Source organism: Pseudomonas sp. SZ57 (genome assembly GCF_009495975.1).
Taxonomy (GTDB): Bacteria; Pseudomonadota; Gammaproteobacteria; order Pseudomonadales; family Pseudomonadaceae; genus Aquipseudomonas; species Aquipseudomonas syringae.
The window spans coordinates 10,750-28,451 of record NZ_WIBD01000028.1 but is presented as its reverse complement, the minus strand read 5'-3'; the positions used below and the strand labels follow the sequence as shown (position 1 = coordinate 28,451).

The window sequence follows — 17,702 nt, the reverse complement described above, 5'->3', positions numbered from 1 at the left end:
GGATAAGGGATGTCAGAAAAGTCGGTAAATTACCCGTGATGGGTAGACACCCGTTGTCAGAGCGCGCCTCAGCAACGGCGCGCTCTGGCAACAAGGCTCAGACGCCCAGGTAATCCAGAATCCCTTCAGCCGCATTACGGCCTTCGAAGATAGCGGTCACCACCAAGTCGGAGCCGCGCACCATGTCGCCACCGGCGAAGATCTTCGGGTTGCTGGTCTGGTGCTTGTACTGCGCCTGTTCCGGTGCCACGACACGGCCCTGGCTGTCGGTTCTGATGGTGAACTGCTCGAACCAGGGCGCCGGGCTTGGGCGGAAGCCGAAGGCGATGACCACGGCTTCTGCCGGGATGATCTCTTCGGAGCCAGGAATCGGTTCGGGACTGCGACGACCACGGGCATCCGGTTCGCCCAGGCGCGTCTCGACCACTTTCACGCCTTCAACCTTGCCCTCGCCAATGATGGCGATAGGCTGACGGTTGTAGAGGAATTTCACACCCTCTTCCTTGGCATTTTTCACTTCCTTGCGCGAGCCAGGCATGTTTTCTTCGTCGCGACGGTAGGCGCAGGTCACTGACTTGGCGCCCTGGCGGATCGAGGTGCGGTTGCAGTCCATCGCCGTGTCGCCACCGCCCAGAACCACGACCCGCTTGCCCTTCATGTCGACAAAGTCTTCCGGGGCCTTTTCAAAGCCCAGGTTGCGGTTGACGTTGGCGATCAGGAAGTCGAGCGCATCGTGCACGCCCGGCAGATCCTCACCAGGGAAGCCACCTTTCATGTAGGTGTAGGTGCCCATGCCCATGAACACCGCATCGTACTCTGCGAGCAGTTGATCGATGGTGACATCCTTGCCGACTTCGGTGTTGAGACGAAACTCGATGCCCATGCCGGTGAACACTTCACGGCGATGGCTCAGCACGGATTTCTCCAGCTTGAATTCCGGGATGCCGAAGGTCAGCAGACCGCCGATTTCCGGGTTCTTGTCGAACACCACCGGGGTCACGCCGCCACGCACCAGCACGTCGGCACAGCCCAGGCCCGCAGGCCCGGCGCCGATGATCGCGACGCGCTTGCCGGTCGGCACGACCTTGGACATGTCCGGACGCCAGCCCATGGCAAAGGCGGTATCGGTGATGTACTTCTCGACCGAACCGATGGTCACCGCACCGAAACCGTCGTTCAGTGTGCAGGCACCTTCACACAGGCGATCCTGCGGGCACACACGGCCGCAGACTTCCGGCAGGGTGTTGGTCTGGTGCGACAATTCCGCAGCGGCGAGGATATTGCCCTCGGCGACCAGCTTGAGCCAGTTGGGAATGAAGTTGTGCACCGGGCACTTCCATTCGCAATACGGGTTGCCGCAGCCCAGGCAGCGGTGCGCCTGATCGGCGGACTGCTGGGGCTTGAAAGGCTCGTAGATTTCCACGAACTCTTTCTTGCGTTGACGCAGCAGTTTCTTCTTCGGGTCTTTACGTCCGACGTCGATGAACTGGAAGTCGTTACTGAGACGTTCAGCCATTCTCTGGAGCCTCTTTGCAGCAGCCTCAGGTTACAAGCCTGAAGCTGCGGGAATCATGATCGCAGGCAATTGGCGCACTGCTGTTAACGTGCGGCGTGAAGCTTGCCGCTCGCAGCTGCTGTTATTGCGGGTTGGCCCGAGTGCTGGAGAGCAGCGATTTCAGGTTGGCAGCCTTGGGCTTGACCAGCCAGAAACGACGCAGGTAATCGTCCAGGTTTTCCGCGATATTACGGCCCCATTCGCTGTCGGTTTCCGCGACGTACTCATTCAGGACGCTTTGCAGGTGAGTGCGGTAAGCCTCCATCGATTCGCCGCTGATACGCTGGATCTCGACCAGTTCATGGTTGACGAGGTCAACGAAAGTGTTGTCCAGGTCGAGCACGTAGGCGAAACCGCCGGTCATGCCGGAACCGAAGTTGTAGCCGGTCTTGCCCAGTACGCAGACGAAACCACCCGTCATGTATTCGCAGCAATGATCGCCAGTGCCTTCAACCACGGTATGAGCACCGGAGTTACGCACGGCGAAACGCTCGCCAGCCGTGCCCGCCGCAAACAGCTTGCCGCCGGTTGCGCCGTACAGGCAGGTGTTGCCGATGATCGCGCTTTCGTTGGTCTTGAACGGGCTGCCTTTGGGCGGCACGATCACCAGCTTGCCAGCGGTCATGCCCTTGCCGACGTAGTCGTTGGCATCGCCTTCCAGATACATGTTCAGGCCACCAGCGTTCCACACCCCGAAGCTCTGACCGGCAGTGCCCTTGAAGCGGAAGGTGACAGGTGCCTTGTTCATGCCCTGGTTGCCGTGCAGTCTGGCGATTTCACCAGAGATGCGCGCGCCGATCGAACGGTCGCAGTTGCAGATATCCAGTTCGTAGTCGCCGCCACTGAGCGACTCGATGGCCGGCTTGGCCATCTCCACCATCTTCTCGGCCAGCAGGCCCTTGTCGAACGGCGGGTTGCGATCCACCTGGCTGAACTGAGGCTTGTCCGCAGGAATGTGGTCACTGCCCAGCAACGGTGTCAGGTCCAGATGCTGCTGCTTCTCGGTTTCGCCCGGCAGGATGTCCAGCAGGTCGGTGCGGCCGATCAGCTCTTCCAGCGAGCGAACACCCAGCTTGGCCAGCCACTCGCGGGTTTCTTCTGCCACGTAGGTGAAGAAGTTGATCACCATGTCGACGGTGCCGATGTAGTGGTCCTTGCGCAGTTTTTCGTTCTGGGTCGCTACGCCGGTGGCGCAGTTGTTCAGGTGGCAGATACGCAGGTATTTGCAGCCCAGCGCGATCATCGGCGCGGTGCCGAAGCCGAAGCTTTCGGCCCCGAGAATGGCAGCCTTGATCACGTCCAGGCCGGTTTTCAGACCACCGTCGGTCTGTACCCGGACCTTGCCGCGCAGGTCGTTGCCGCGCAGGGTCTGGTGGGTTTCGGCCAGCCCCAGCTCCCACGGTGCGCCGGCGTACTTGATCGAGGTCAGCGGCGATGCGCCGGTGCCACCGTCGTAACCGGAAATGGTGATCAGGTCGGCATAGGCCTTGGCGACACCGGCGGCAATGGTGCCGACGCCCGCTTCTGCCACCAGCTTGACCGACACCAGCGCCGCCGGGTTGACCTGTTTCAGGTCAAAAATCAGCTGCGACAAGTCTTCGATGGAATAGATGTCGTGGTGCGGAGGCGGCGAAATCAGCGTCACGCCCGGTACTGCATAACGCAGCTTGGCGATCAGGCCATTGACCTTGCCGCCCGGCAGTTGGCCGCCTTCGCCCGGCTTGGCGCCCTGCGCGACCTTGATCTGCAGCACATCGGCATTGACCAGATACTCGGGCGTCACGCCAAAGCGGCCCGTCGCGATCTGCTTGATCTTGGAACTGCGCACCGTGCCGTAACGGGCCGGGTCTTCGCCACCCTCACCGGAGTTGGAGCGCGCGCCCAGACGGTTCATCGCCTCGGCCAGCGCTTCGTGGGCCTCGGGCGACAAGGCACCCAGAGAAATACCGGCCGAGTCGAAGCGCTTGAGGATTTCGCTCAGCGGCTCGATTTCGTCGATGTTCAGCGGCTGATCGATCGTTTTTACCTGCAGCAGGTCACGAATCATCGACACCGGACGCTGGTCCACCAGCGAGGTGTATTCCTTGAACTTGCTGTAGTCGCCCTGCTGCACAGCAGCCTGCAGGGTACTGACCACGTCCGGGTTGTAGGCATGGTACTCGCCACCAAACACGAACTTGAGCAGGCCGCCTTGCTGGATCGGCTTGCGCGGGCTCCAGGCCTCGGCAGCCAGCGCCTTCTGTTCGGCTTCGATGTCGACGAAGCGCGCGCCCTTCAGGCGGCTCGGTACACCGCGGAAGCTCATGTCGCAGACTTCCTCGGACAGGCCGATGGCTTCGAACAACTGCGCGCCACGGTAGGACGCAACGGTAGAGATGCCCATCTTCGACAGGATCTTGAGCAGGCCCTTGGTGATGCCTTTACGGTAGTTCTTGAAGACTTCGTACAGATCGCCCAGCACTTCGCCGGTGCGGATCAGGTCGCCCAGCACTTCGTAGGCCAGGAACGGATAGACCGCCGAGGCGCCGAAGCCGATCAGCACGGCGAAATGGTGCGGGTCACGCGCCGTTGCGGTTTCGACCAGGATGTTGCTGTCGCAGCGCAGCCCCCGCTCGGTCAGACGGTGGTGAACCGCGCCGACCGCCAGCGAGGCATGCACCGGCAGCTTGCCCGGCGCAATGTGTCGGTCGCTCAGCACGATCAGCGTATGACCCGAACGCACGGCCTCTTCGGCCTGATCGGCAACGTTGCGCACAGCGGCTTCAAGGCCCAGGCTTTCATCGTAGTTCAGGTCAATGATATGGCGCTCGAACCCTGGACGCTCCAGGTTCATCAGCGAGCGCCATTTGGCTGGCGAAATGACCGGCGAACTGAGGATCACGCGCGAGGCGTGCTCCGGCGATTCCTGGAAAATATTGCGCTCGGCACCGAGGCAGATTTCCAGCGACATGACGATGGCTTCACGCAGCGGGTCGATCGGCGGGTTGGTCACCTGCGCGAACTGCTGACGGAAGTAGTCGTAAGGCGAACGCACACGACGCGACAGCACGGCCATTGGCGTGTCGTCACCCATCGAGCCTACGGCTTCCTGCCCCTGTTCGCCCAGCGGACGCAGCACCTGATCACGCTCTTCGAACGTGACCTGATACATCTTCATGTACTGCTTGAGCTGCTCGCTGTCGTAAAAAGCCGAACCGTGGTCGTTGTCTTCCATGGTGGCCTGAATGCGCAGGGCATTCTTGCGCAGCCATTGCTTGTACGGATGACGCGACTTGAGACGGTTGTCGATGGCATCGGTGTCGAGGATCTGACCGGTTTCGGTGTCCACGGCAAAGATCTGCCCCGGACCGACACGGCCCTTGGCGATGACATCTTCGGGTTTGTAGTCCCATACGCCGATTTCCGACGCCAGGGTGATGTAGCCGTTCTTGGTGGTAACCCAGCGCGCCGGGCGCAGGCCGTTGCGGTCGAGCAGGCAGACCGCATGACGACCTTCGGTCATCACCACACCCGCAGGGCCGTCCCACGGCTCCATGTGCATGGAGTTGTATTCATAGAACGCCCGCAGATCCGGGTCCATGGTCTCGACGTTCTGCCACGCAGGCGGAATGATCATGCGCACGCCACGGAACAGGTCGATGCCGCCGGTGACCATCAGCTCGAGCATGTTGTCCATGCTCGACGAGTCAGAACCCACGCGGTTGACCAGCGGGCCCAGCTCGTCCAGATCCATCAGATCGTTGGTGAACTTGGTGCGCCGCGCCTGTGCCCAGTTGCGGTTGCCGGTAATGGTGTTGATCTCGCCGTTGTGGGCGAGGAAGCGGAACGGCTGCGCCAGCGGCCATTTCGGCAGGGTATTGGTGGAAAAGCGCTGGTGGAACACGCAGATAGCGGTCTGCAGACGCTCGTCGCTCAGGTCCGGGAAGAAGGCCGTGAGGTCGGCCGGCATCATCAGGCCTTTATAAATGATGGTCTTGTGCGAAAAGCTGCAGATGTAGTGATCGGTATCTGCGGCGTTGGACACCGACGAGCGGCGACGCGCACTGAACAGTTTGATGGCGAATTCCTGATCGCTCAGGCCTTCACCGCCAATGAATACCTGCTCGATTTTCGGCAGACGCTCCAGCGCCAGACGACCCAGAACGCTGGTATCGATCGGCACCTGACGCCAGCCCACCAGATCCAGGCCTTCGGCGAGGATTTCGCGGTTCATGTTTTCGCGTGCGGCGTCGGCCTTGGCGTCGTCCTGATTGAGGAACACCATGCCCACAGCATATTGGCGGGGCAGATCGACGTCGAAGTGTTGCTTGGCGATTGCACGCAGGAAGCCATCGGGCTTCTGAATCAACAGACCGCAACCGTCGCCGGTCTTGCCGTCGGCGTTGATACCGCCACGGTGGGTCATGCAGGTCAGGGCCTGAACGGCCGTCTGCAACAGGTGATGACTGGGCTCGCCCTGCATATGAGCGATCAGGCCGAAGCCGCAGTTATCCTTGAATTCATCTGGTTGGTACAGACCTGCTTTCATAGACACTTTCTCACCAGGCTGCCTCTATGCGAGGCAAATTTCCTTTTAATTCAACCAATTACCTGTCACGCCGAACGTACGCCAGCTTCGGACAGGCAAAACGGAGGTCATTGTACACAGCGACACAAGGGCTAACAAATTTAACGACGACTGGCTGATAATCAATGTCGCAATTATGAAAGTTTTAAAACGGGTCGCTGTGCTAGTCAAAGTATTTCTTCATGAATCTGACTGACGCGACGGGAGACTGTAAGGCGCTTGTAACGCAGACGCCGCAAGGCGCGGGGCCGATAGGCCGCGCGCGCAGGCGGGTTAAGTCAGGTAAATCGGCAAACGGCCCGGGTAGGGCCGCTGCGACTTTAACGAGTGGCGCCGAGCTCTTGTTGGACGCTGGCGACAGTACGAGGCCAAGGTTTACCAGCCTGAACCTTGGCTGGCAATACCTTGATGGCTGCCAGGGCGGCAGCACGGTCAGGAAAGTTGCCGTACGTCACGACGTACAGCGGCTTGCCCTGCAGGGTTTTCTTGAAATAACGGTACTCGCCACCCTGCTCTGCAACGTAAGCCTGAGCCGTCGCTTCGGAGCTGGTGCCGAGAATCTGCACCACGTAGTGGCCTGGTGCCTGGCTGCTGTACCAGCTACCGCCGGCAGCCGGTTTGGCCGCCGCCGCTGCCGGTTTTTCAGCCGGCTTGGCAGCCGGAGCCGGAGTCGGGGCAGGCTTGGCTGTTGCGACCTGAGTCTGCGCAGGGGCCGGCTTGGCGGCTGGCGCAGGTGCCGGGGTCGGTGCAGGGATGGACGAACGAGGCGTCTGCGCTGCAGCCTGACCTGCCGGAACACCGGCTGGCGGCGCAGTGGTGGTCACGGTCGGCGGCTGGGCAGGCGAACCTGTCGGCACGGCGTCTTCGTCGGAATCACTGGAACCGGCAGCTTCAGCCAGAGGCCCGCGCATCACCGGCTGAGAGCCATTCATCGGCAACGGCATCGGCTGGGAGTTGCCAGCGAATTCGATGGCCGGGCTACCGTTGTTCGATTGTTGAGCAGTTGGCTTGCCTTCACCCAGCGGCAGTTGCGCCTGAGCGGAAGCCGGGGCATTGGCGGGTGTACCCGTCTTGTCGCCGCGACCCGGGATCAGCACAGCTGCTGCCACGGCCACTATGACGACGGCACCCAAGGCCAATACGTGTTTTTTCGGCATTTTGAACCCCACACTTGGACGCTTGACCGCAGAACGACTCGCGATCATCGCCTCGATCATTGAATCGCGGGCTACCTGGTTGATTGCGCCAGGCCAGCCATCGGACTGTTCATGAATATCGGTGATCTGGTCGGCGGTGAACAACGCGATTCCCTGCCCTGCACCCTCCAGACGCTGAGCCAGATACTCCCGGGTTTCCTCTTCCGTATAGGGTTGCAGCTCGATGACGTGAAAGCGTTCGCCTTCGACATCGCCCTGCAGGTCGGCACACATCTGATCGAGACGATCGAGCAGCGATGGCTCTCCGAACAGGAATACATGCGGACGCCCTTCAGGCGTTCCCGCAGCAAGACCCAGCAACGCTTCGAGCGCCGAATCGCCAAGTTGTTCCGCATCGTCAACCAGCAGGTAGACTTCCTGGCCGGTCAGCCCGAGCTGCACGACCTGCGACAGGATCGACTGCATTTCAGCCTGCGCGACGCTCAGCGCCTGCGCGACCTGCTGCAGCACGCCCGCGGCATCGCCGGCACCGCGCGCAGAAATCACGACACTTTGCACCGACTGCTTGTTGGTGCTTGCCACCAGTGCCTGGCGCAGCAGGGTCTTGCCGCTGCCCTGAGGCCCGGTGACCGCCAGCAGCAGTTGGCTGTAGCGCGCCAGATGATGAAGCTGACCCAGCACAGGCTTGCGTTGGGCAGGAAAGAATTTGAAGCCAGGTACCCGCGCCGCAAAGGGGTCATGACTCAACTGATAATGGCCGAGGAAGGCCTCGTCGGCATGCAAACTAGTCATGGGGTTTCCGTTAACCTCTGAGCTGATCCACCAGGGCGCGATAATCCGCAACCAGAGTGGCCTGTAATACTTCTTTTGGATATTCGTCCGTGATAACCGCTTCACCCATCCGGCGCAACAGCACCAGACGCAGGCGACCGTCGATGACTTTCTTGTCGATCGCCATGTGTTCGAGGAAATTGTCTTCCGTCATCTCCTGCGGCGGCACGACCGGCAGCCCGGCACGCTGAAACAGGCGAATGCCGCGATCCCGCTCGTGCGTGCTGATCCAGCCCAGGCGCGAGGACATTTCCAGCGCCATGACCGTCCCGGCAGCAACCGCCTCGCCATGCAGCCAGACACCATAGCCCATATGCGTCTCGATGGCGTGCCCGAATGTGTGACCCAGGTTCAATGTCGCACGAACACCGGACTCGCGCTCATCGGCGCCGACCACCAGCGCCTTGGCGGCGCAGGAACGTTCGATGGCTACGGTCAGCGCCGCCTGGTCCAGCCCGCGCAGTGCATCGACGTGCTCTTCGAGCCAGGTCAGAAAGGGCTCGTCGCAGATCAGACCATATTTGATGACTTCCGCCAGCCCGGCGGACAGCTCACGCGCGGGCAGGGTGTTGAGCGAGGCGGTATCGATCAGCACCACACTCGGCTGATAGAAGGCACCCACCATGTTCTTGCCCAGCGGATGATTGATGCCGGTCTTGCCGCCAACCGACGAGTCCACCTGAGACAGCAGCGTGGTCGGGATCTGGATGAAGTTCACGCCGCGCTGATAACAGGCGGCAGCGAACCCGGCCATGTCGCCGATCACCCCGCCACCCAAGGCGATGACCGTGGTGCGACGATCATGACGAGCGGTCAGCAGGCCATCGAAAATGGTCTGCAGGGTTTCCCAGTTCTTGAATGCCTCGCCATCGGGCAGAACAATCGGCAGAACGTTGTAACCGGCCAGGGTTTGCGTCAGGCGTTCCAGATACAGCGGTGCCACTGTCGTGTTGGAGACGATAGCCACCTGACGCCCGACGATATGCGGGGTCAGGAGCTCGGGCTGATCCAGCAGGCCTTCGCCAATATGGATCGGGTAGCTACGCTCACCAAGCTCGACCTTAAGTGTCTGCATGTGTCCCCACATTGATTACCGATTGGACGGTTTGTGCTTCAGCAGGTCATGACGCAAGGCCACGAACCGACGCTGTTTTGCTGGGCGACGAGAATAGCGCATTTTCGCCTGCGCTTTAACGGGGAGGAAGCTCTGCCAGTCGCGCCAGTATCTCGAGAACCACCATTCGGGGTGGCCGCTCATCGGTTTCAATCACGATATCGGCGATTTCCCGATAGAGCGGGTCACGGATGGCCAGCAGCTCGCTAAGGACCCGGGCAGGATCGGCGGTACGCAGCAAAGGACGATTGCGATCACGCGCGGTGCGCCCCACCTGCTGCTCGATCGAGGCGTGCAGATAAACCACGCGCCCGCCGGCCCGCAGTGCATGGCGATTTTCGCTGCGCATGACCGCGCCACCGCCGGTGGCCAGAACCACGCCATCGGCGTCGCACAGTTCGGCAATCATGGCCTGCTCGCGATCACGAAAACCCGGCTCGCCTTCCTTGTCGAAGATCCAGGGAATGTTGGCGCCCGTACGCAGCTCGATTTCCTTGTCGGAATCCTTGAACGGCAGTCGCAATTCTTTGGCAAGCAAACGGCCGATGGTGCTCTTGCCAGCACCCATCGGCCCCACAAGTATTAAATTTCGCACAAAATCAACGACTCACAGAAATCGCCTGGTTGTTCATGATACGCGGAGTCAGAAATACCAACAGCTCGGATTTGGACTCGGATACCACATCGCGCCTGAAAAGCCGGCCAAGATACGGTACATCGCCAAGAAATGGCACTTTATCGACAACTTTACTTTGCGTATTCGAGAACACACCACCGATGACGATGGTCTCGCCGTCGGAAATCAGCACTTTGGCGTTGACCTCGTTCTTCTTGATCGGCGGCACACCCAGCACCGCATTCAGGTAGTCCGGCTCATCCTTGGTGACCTTCACTTCCATGATGATGCGATTGTCCGGGGTGATCTGCGGCGTTACCTCAAGCGACAGGGAGGCCTCCTTGAAGCTCACGGTGGTCGCACCGCTGGAGCTGGATTCCTGATACGGAATCTCCGTACCCTTGAGGATCTTGGCGGTTTCCTTGTCGGAAGTGACCACCTTGGGCTGGGAGACGATTTCACCGTTACCGGTTTTCTCCATCGCGCTCAGTTCCAAGTCCAGCAGCGTGTTGTTGGTCACGAAGCCCAGGCCGATACCGGTCGTCGCATCAGCGGCGCCCAGGTCCACGAACGGCACGTTGGAGGTCACACTGCTGCCAGTGTTACCGGCCTCGTCGCCATTATTATCGAGCCCGTAGGTTGTCCATTTGCCGCTGCCGCTGGTGTTGGTAGAACCGCCCCAGCGTACCCCGAGCTGCTTGTTGTAATCGACGTTGGCCTCGACGATGCGCGCCTCGATCATCACCTGGCGTACCGGGATGTCCAGTTGCGACACGATACGACGAAGCTCGTCGAGTCGTTCCTGGGTCTGGTAGGCAATGATGTTGTTGGTCCGGTCGTCCACCGTGATCGAGCCGCGCTCGTCGGCCTTGGACTCGGCGCTGGTCACGGACTGGAACAGCTTGGCGATGTCGGCTGCCTTGGCGTAATTGACCTGCAGCAGTTCGCGGCGCAGGGGCGCCAGCTCGGCGATCTGTTTGAGCGATTCCAGCTCCTGACGCTCGCGGGCGGCAATTTCATCGGCTGGTGCGACCAGCAGAACGTTGCCGACCTTGCGCTTGTCCAGGCCCTTGGTTTTCAGCACCAGGTCCAGCGCCTGATCCCATGGCACATTCTGCAGACGCAGGGTGATGCCGCCCTGGACCGTATCACTGGCCACCAGATTGAGGTTGGTGAAGTCGGCGATCAGTTGCAGTACCGAACGCACATCGATGTCCTGGAAGTTCAGCGACAGCTTTTCACCGGTGTACACCGGCTTGTCGGCGGCGCGGCGGTCCAGATCCTCGTTGGTCAACGGGCGCACGCTGATCGTCAGCTTGTTTTCGGTCTGGAACGCCGAGTAGTCGAAGGCGCCCGACGGCTCGATCAGAATGCTGGCTTTGTCACCTGTCGCCGAAGCACTGACGAACTGCACCGGCGTGGCGAAGTCCTTGACGTCCAGGCGGACGCGCAGCGGTTCGGGCAGTTGGGTCTTGGCGAAGTCCACGCGGATCTTGCCGCCCTGCTCCTGAATATCCGGGGCAATGCTGGGGTTGCTCAGGTCGATGACCACATTGCCTTCACCCAGCTCGCCACGCTGGAAGTCGACATTCCGGATGGCCTTGACGCCAGCAGGGATGAACGGCCTGGCGGATGCCGGCGCGGGCGGTGGCGCTGCGACCCGTTGCGCGCCCATTGCGGTGGTCGGCTGAGAGGCTTGCGCGGCGCCGGCACCCTGGCCGATGACCACGAACAGGTTGTTGCCATCGACGCGGGAGCTGTACGGCGAAAGCGTGGTCAGGTTGATGATCACCCGGGTGCGGTCCTGAGCCTGTACCACGACCACACTGCGCGCATTGCCGGTCCCCAGATCACGACTTTTGGTCGCCAGCTGGCTGGTAACGCCCGGCAGGTCCAGCGCAATGCGCGCCGGTTGCGACGTGGTGTAACCGCGCGGTGCAGGCACCGGGGCGTCGAATGCCAGCTTCAGCTCGATGCGGTCACCCGGCAGGGCGGCGACATCCAGGGTCTTGAGGTTGGCAGCCTGGAGAACCGGCGACAGCATCGCGATGCATAACGACACGCCGATAATCGAGAGAATCCGGGTCATGATCAATTTCCGTTGAGCGCTACTGTGCATACTTGGCCTTGCCCACTTCATGAGCGTTCTTTGAGGGCGATAGTGCGCGGCCTTTCCAGCCACGCCCCCTCTCCATCAGGAACAATTTCGATGACATCAACCTGCGCGTCGCCGATCGACACTACCCGGCCGTTGTTACGCCCCAGATAATCGCCCACCTTGACGCGATGAACACCTCCAGCACCGCGCAGCAGGGCAAATGTCCCTGACTCGTTGCCAATCGTGCCGACCATCTCGAACGACTCGATATTGAAGCCTTCAAGGAACTGCCTGACCCGGTGTTCGTCCGGCGCCACCAGCCGTGAACCCTTCTGGCGGTTGAGCAGGTCGATCTTGACCGGCGGCTGAAAAGGACTGCGCAACGTGGAAGCGTTATAGGTGAACGCCTCGTACGGTCGAAATTTGGGGAGCGGCTCGATGTTGCCACTCGGGCGGGCTCTGGCCTGATCCATGAACTCGGACAGATCGGCAAAATCATTGTCATTACCGCACCCGGCGAGCCCTGCCAGAACCACACTGACGCACAGCAATCGCGCCGCCCTCATTTCTTCAGCCCTTCATCGTTGTAGCGGTAGGTCTTGGCCAGAATGCTCATGCGCAACTTGGTCGGCACCTTGGAATCGACCGGCTTGATCTCGAAATCATGCAGCGTGACGATGCGCGGCAGGCTGGCTACGCCGCTGACGAAGGTCGCCAGATCGTGATAACCACCGACCACGGTGATCTGTATCGGCAGCTCGATGTAGAACTGCTGGACCGCCTCGGGCAGCAGCTTGATTTCCTCGAACTCGAGCCCGCTTCCCAGTCCGGTGCGGGTGATGTCCTCAAGCAGGCCGGGCACCTCGGTGTCGCTGGGCAATTGCCGCAACAGAGCGCCGAAGGTGTTTTCCATTTCTTCCATCTGCTTCTTGTACGGCTCGAGGTTGGCCGCCTGGAAGGCCTTGTTGGAGAACTGCTCCTTGAGCGTCACCTCGCTGGTCTGAGCGCTTTCCAGCTGGGTTTCCAGGTCCTGGATAAAGAAGAAATAACCCAGCGCGAAAATCATGACCGCAACCAGCACCCCGGCAATGGCCTTGACCGCTGCGGGCCATGAGCCCAGGTTGTTCAGGTCCAGCTCGCTCAGATCGACCTTGCGCAGCCCTTCCAGCCATTCGGACATATTCATGGCTTGGCTCCCGGGGCAGCGGCAACCGGCGGCTGGGTCTGGCGTACGGTCAGCTGAAAGACGTTGGCCTGATCCACAGCACCGGCCGTGGTGGCCTTGACCTCGGTCAGGCTCGGCGCTTCCAGCCAGTCAGAGGCTTCAAGGTTGCGCATCAGGTCGGAAACCCGGTTGTTCGACTCGGCAGCGCCATTGATGGCGATCAGCTTGTCGGTCATTTTGACCTGCGAGTAATAGACGCCGTCCGGCAGGGTCCGCGCCAGTTGATCGAAGACGCGCCCGGTGATCGGGCGGTTGCCTTGCAGATCCTGAATGATCTTCATGCGCTCGAGCAGCTGTTTGCGCCGAGCCTTGAGATCACTGATCTCCTTGATGCGGATATCGAGCTGGGCGATCTGCGTCTGCAGAAAGGCATTGCGCGCCATCTGATGCTCGATGGCGTTGCTGACGTAACGATCGATCAGAAACAGAATGCCGACTGACACCACCAGCACGCCGACCAGTGCGGTCAGGAAGCGCTTCTTTCGTTCTTCGCGAAGCTCTTCGCGCCACGGTAATAAGTTGATCCGCGCCATCAGTCGAAGCTCCTCAACGCCAGGCCACAGGCGATCATCAGCGCCGGCGCGTCACTGGCCAGGGCGCCGGCATTGACCTTGGAGCTCAGGGCCATGTCGGCAAACGGGTTGGCGACCATGGTCGGCGTGCCGATGCGTCGCTGGATCAGATGCTCCAGCCCTGAAATCGAAGCCGTGCCGCCTGCCAGCATGATGTGATCCACAGAGTTGTATTGACCGGCCGCAAAGAAGAACTGCAGGGAGCGGGAAACCTGCTGCACCAGCGCTTCCTTGAAGGGGTCGAGCACTTCGCTGACGTAGTCGTCGGGCAAGCCGCCCTGCTTTTTGGCAAGCCCGGCTTCCTCCATGGAGAGCCCGTAGCGGCGCTGGATTTCGTCAGTCAACTGGCGCCCGCCAAACAGCTGCTCGCGGGTATAGATGATCCGGCCGTGATGCAGCACGCTCAGGGTAGTCATGGTGGCGCCGATATCGACCACGGCCACCGTCAGCTCGTCATGGCCATTGCCCAGTTGCGCAGCCAGCAAACCGAACGAACGCTCCAGGGCATAGGCCTCGACATCGACGACGCGCGCGGTCAGCCCGGCCAGTGCCAGCGCGGCCTCGCGTACTTCGACGTTTTCCTTGCGGCAGGCAGCCAGCAACACCTCGACGCGCTCGGGGTTGCGCACCGAGTAGCCCTGCACTTCGAAATCGATGGCGACTTCTTCCAGCGGATAGGGGATGTACTGGTCAGCTTCAAGCTTGAGCTGGTTTTCCATATCATCGTCGGAAAGACCGGCGTCCATCTCGATGGTCTTGGTGATCACCGCCGAACCGGCCACGGCAACCGCCACGATCTTGACGCTGGTCTTGGCCTTGACGAGTACGCGTGACAACGCCTGCCCGACCCCTTCGAGTTCGGCAATGTTCTTTTCGACGACAGCGTTGGCCGGCAATGGCTCTACTGCGTAAGACTCGACCTTGTAACGGGTGCCGGAACGACTCAATTCCAGGAGTTTTACCGAGGTGGAGCTAATATCGATCCCTAGAAGGGTGTTGGCCTTCTTACTGAAGAGTTCGAACACAACCTGATTCCTATGAGTTTCCGTCACTTACGGAGTTATTTCGGGCCAACGTCACGGTCGACAGCCTTGACAGTAGCGCAAATCACGCTTGGGGACGAAAAATGCTTATAATGCCCAGCGTTTTTTTCATTTAATAAAGCTTCAAGGCATGTTCATTTGTAAATGCCTGCGCTTAACCCATTATTTTTTCTGGAAATCCAAAAGCCTTGATACGCCTGCTGAAGTTTTTCTGGTGGTCCCTCGTCGCGGTATTCTGCTCGCTGTTGCTTGGCCTGAGCGGCGCGTTTCTTTACCTGAGCCCGACCCTGCCCTCCGTTGACGCGCTGCGAAGCATTCAACTGCAAATCCCCCTGCGCGTGTTCACCAGCGACGGCAAGCTGATTGCCGAGTTCGGTGAAATGCGCCGCACGCCGATTCGCTTCGCGGAAATCCCGCCCAATTTCATCAACGCACTGCTGTCGGCCGAAGACGACAACTTCGCCAACCACTATGGCGTCGACCCGGGCAGCCTGATGCGCGCCGCCACTCAGCTGGTCAAGAGCGGCCATATTCAGTCAGGCGGCAGTACCATCACCATGCAGGTCGCGAAAAACTTCTTCCTGACCAGCGAGCGCAGCTTTTCGCGCAAAACCACCGAGATTCTCTTGGCCTTGCAAATCGAGCGCCAACTTACCAAGGACGAGATTCTCGAGCTGTACGTCAACAAGATTTATCTGGGTAACCGCGCCTACGGGATCGAGGCGGCGGCGCAAGTCTACTATGGCAAATCGATTCGCGATGTAAGCCTTGCGCAAATGGCCATGATTGCCGGTCTGCCCAAGGCACCGTCACGTTTCAACCCATTGGCCAACCCGACCCGTGCCAAGGAACGTCGCGACTGGATCCTCGGCCGCATGTACCGCCTGGGCAAGATCGACCAGACCGCTTACCAGGCCGCTTTGAACGAACCGCTCAACGCCAGCTATCACGTGCCGACGCCGGAAGTGAATGCGCCGTACATCGCTGAGATGGCGCGGGCAGAAATGGTCGGCCGTTATGGCAGCGAGGCCTATACAGAAGGCTTCCGCGTCACCACCACCGTGCCGAGCGACCTTCAGGAACACGCCAACAAGTCCATCCAGCAGGGCTTGATCGATTACGACCAGCGCCACGGCTACCGTGGTCCGGAAAGCCGCTTCCCGGGCATGACCCGCGCCAACTGGGTACAGGAACTGACCAAACAGCGCACGATCAACGGCCTTGAGCCAGGCATCGTGACTCAGGTCGACAAGACCGGTCTGCGCGTCCTGACCCGCAATGGCGAGAAGGAAGAAACCGTCGACTGGGCCACCATGAAGTGGGCACGGCCTTACCTGAATACCAACAGCCTGGGCGCCAATCCGAAGCAGCCGGGTGACGTTGCAAAAGTTGGCGACCTCGTCCGCCTGCTGCGCCAGGACGATGGCTCGCTGAAATTTAGTCAAATTCCCGTCGCGCAGAGCGCCCTGGTATCGCTTGATCCGCAAAACGGTGCCATTCGCGCGCTGGTCGGCGGCTTTGCGTTCGAGCAGAGCAACTACAACCGCGCCATGCAGGCCAAACGTCAACCGGGCTCCAGCTTCAAGCCGTTCATCTATAGCGCCGCGCTCGATAACGGTTACACCGCTTCCAGCCTGGTGAACGACGCGCCTATCGTGTTCGTCGACGAATACCTGGACAAGGTATGGCGTCCGAAAAATGACACCAACACCTTCCTTGGGCCGATCCGCCTGCGCGAGGCGCTGTACAAGTCTCGTAACCTGGTATCGATCCGCCTGCTCCAGGCCCTCGGCATCGACAGCACCATCGACTACATCACCCGCTTCGGCTTCTCCAAGCAGGACTTGCCGCGCAACCTGTCGCTGGCACTGGGTACGGCGACATTGACTCCGATGGAAATCGCCACTGGCTGGGCGACCTTCGCCAACGGCGGTTACAAGGTCAGCCCTTATCTGATCCAGACCATCGAGAACCGTGACGGCCAGACCCTGTTTGTCGCCAACCCGCCAAGCGTTCCGGTCAACGATGTGAACACAGCGCCCAATACGTCGACGTTTGCCGTGCATGACAGCCCGAGCGTCGTTGCGGGTCCACCGGGCGCACCCGCCCAGCCGCAAGCGCCTGCCGTTGCCGAGCGCATTGTCGATGGCCGCACCACGTACATTTTGAACAGCATGCTGCAGGACGTGATCAAGCGCGGCACCGGGCGCCGCGCGCTGTCCATGAACAGACCGGACATCGCGGGCAAGACCGGTACCACCAACGAGTCCAAGGATGCTTGGTTCTCCGGGTATAACGCGGACTACGTGACGACGGTGTGGAGTGGTTTCGATCAGCCTGAAAGCCTCGGCCGTCACGAATTCGGTGGGACCGTCTCGCTGCCGATCTGGATGGACTACATGAGCGCTGCGCTCAAGGACAAGCCGCCGCATCAGCAGGCCGAACCGCCAGGCATTCTCAGCCTGCGCGTCGACCCATTGAGTGGCCGCGCCGCTACGCCAAGCACGCCGAACGCATTCTTCGAGCTGTTCAAAAGCGAAGACACACCGCCAAGCGTCAACGAACTGGGCGGCAGCAGCGCACCGGGCAGCCCGTTACCGGCAGATGAGTCCGCGCCGATCGATTTGTTCTGATAGCACAGACTTAATGGATCAGTAGATTTTCAGAGGCTGCACTGGCCTCTTCGTGAGCAAGCTCACTCCCACAGACTCGGGGATGATCCGGGGCTATGTGGGAGCGAGCTTGCTCGCGAAGGCGTATTAGTGGGTCAGTAGATTTTCAGCGGCTGCACAGGCCTCTTCGTGAGCAAGCTCACTCCTACGGATTCGGGGATAATCCGGGGCTTTGTGGGAGCGAGCTTGCTCGCGAAGGCGTATTAGTGGGTCAGTAGATTTTCAGAGGTTGCACTGGCCTCTTCGTGAGCA

11 protein-coding genes are annotated in these 17,702 nt (G+C 60.5%); 1 reads left to right on the top strand and 10 read right to left on the bottom strand.

The window, feature by feature from the left end; translation table 11 throughout:
* Positions 1–97 precede the first annotated feature (97 nt).
* From GE543_RS22415 to GE543_RS22365, 10 genes are all read right to left on the bottom strand, one after another.
* A complete protein-coding gene (locus GE543_RS22415) occupies positions 98–1,516 on the bottom strand; it encodes an FAD-dependent oxidoreductase (protein ID WP_153222409.1) in 1,419 nt (472 codons plus the stop codon).
* Between the two features lie 121 nt (positions 1,517–1,637).
* Positions 1,638–6,083, bottom strand: a complete 4,446-nt coding sequence (gltB, locus tag GE543_RS22410; protein WP_004409248.1) for a glutamate synthase large subunit — start codon at positions 6,081–6,083, stop codon at positions 1,638–1,640.
* 359 nt (positions 6,084–6,442) lie between these two features.
* Positions 6,443–8,071 (bottom strand): SPOR domain-containing protein, encoded by a 1,629-nt coding sequence (locus GE543_RS22400; protein ID WP_003432141.1) that lies wholly within the window; start codon positions 8,069–8,071, stop codon positions 6,443–6,445.
* A 10-nt stretch (positions 8,072–8,081) separates the two neighbouring features.
* A complete protein-coding gene (gene aroB, locus GE543_RS22395) occupies positions 8,082–9,185 on the bottom strand; it encodes a 3-dehydroquinate synthase (RefSeq protein ID WP_046237725.1) in 1,104 nt (367 codons plus the stop codon).
* Positions 9,186–9,300: 115 nt separating this feature from the next.
* Positions 9,301–9,819 carry a shikimate kinase AroK gene (aroK, locus tag GE543_RS22390; RefSeq protein WP_032697680.1) on the bottom strand — a complete coding sequence of 173 codons (519 nt, stop codon included), beginning with the start codon at positions 9,817–9,819 and terminating at the stop codon, positions 9,301–9,303.
* 4 nt (positions 9,820–9,823) lie between these two features.
* Entirely contained in the window at positions 9,824–11,929 is a 2,106-nt protein-coding gene (pilQ, locus tag GE543_RS22385) for a type IV pilus secretin PilQ (RefSeq protein WP_003414241.1), read from the bottom strand.
* Between the two features lie 47 nt (positions 11,930–11,976).
* Entirely contained in the window at positions 11,977–12,504 is a 528-nt protein-coding gene (pilP, locus tag GE543_RS22380) for a type 4a pilus biogenesis lipoprotein PilP (RefSeq protein WP_003350151.1), read from the bottom strand.
* Positions 12,501–13,124 carry a type 4a pilus biogenesis protein PilO gene (gene pilO / locus GE543_RS22375; protein WP_153222408.1) on the bottom strand — a complete coding sequence of 208 codons (624 nt, stop codon included), beginning with the start codon at positions 13,122–13,124 and terminating at the stop codon, positions 12,501–12,503. Before pilO ends, pilP begins: the two co-directional genes overlap by 4 nt.
* Entirely contained in the window at positions 13,121–13,696 is a 576-nt protein-coding gene (locus tag GE543_RS22370) for a PilN domain-containing protein (protein WP_003365994.1), read from the bottom strand. The genes pilO and GE543_RS22370 overlap by 4 nt, the downstream gene beginning before the upstream one ends.
* Positions 13,696–14,760, bottom strand: a complete 1,065-nt coding sequence (locus GE543_RS22365) for a type IV pilus assembly protein PilM (RefSeq protein ID WP_003414236.1) — start codon at positions 14,758–14,760, stop codon at positions 13,696–13,698. Before GE543_RS22365 ends, GE543_RS22370 begins: the two co-directional genes overlap by 1 nt.
* A 209-nt stretch (positions 14,761–14,969) precedes the next feature.
* Between GE543_RS22365 and GE543_RS22360 the strand changes: the two genes are divergently transcribed.
* Entirely contained in the window at positions 14,970–17,411 is a 2,442-nt protein-coding gene (locus GE543_RS22360; protein WP_371927242.1) for a penicillin-binding protein 1A, read from the top strand.
* The last annotated feature ends 291 nt before the right edge of the window (positions 17,412–17,702 follow it).

Excerpts from the sequence above, each read along its gene's own strand:
- pilP (WP_003350151.1), bottom strand. The coding sequence starts at position 12,504 with ATGAGGGCGGCGCGATTGCTGTGCGTCAGTGTGGTTCTGGCAGGGCTC.
- gltB (WP_004409248.1), bottom strand. The coding sequence starts at position 6,083 with ATGAAAGCAGGTCTGTACCAACCAGATGAATTCAAGGATAACTGCGGC.
- aroB (WP_046237725.1), bottom strand. The coding sequence starts at position 9,185 with ATGCAGACACTTAAGGTCGAGCTTGGTGAGCGTAGCTACCCGATCCAT.
- GE543_RS22415 (WP_153222409.1), bottom strand. The coding sequence starts at position 1,516 with ATGGCTGAACGTCTCAGTAACGACTTCCAGTTCATCGACGTCGGACGT.
- pilO (WP_153222408.1), bottom strand. The coding sequence starts at position 13,124 with ATGAATATGTCCGAATGGCTGGAAGGGCTGCGCAAGGTCGATCTGAGC.
- GE543_RS22400 (WP_003432141.1), bottom strand. The coding sequence starts at position 8,071 with ATGACTAGTTTGCATGCCGACGAGGCCTTCCTCGGCCATTATCAGTTG.
- pilQ (WP_003414241.1), bottom strand. The coding sequence starts at position 11,929 with ATGACCCGGATTCTCTCGATTATCGGCGTGTCGTTATGCATCGCGATG.
- GE543_RS22370 (WP_003365994.1), bottom strand. The coding sequence starts at position 13,696 with ATGGCGCGGATCAACTTATTACCGTGGCGCGAAGAGCTTCGCGAAGAA.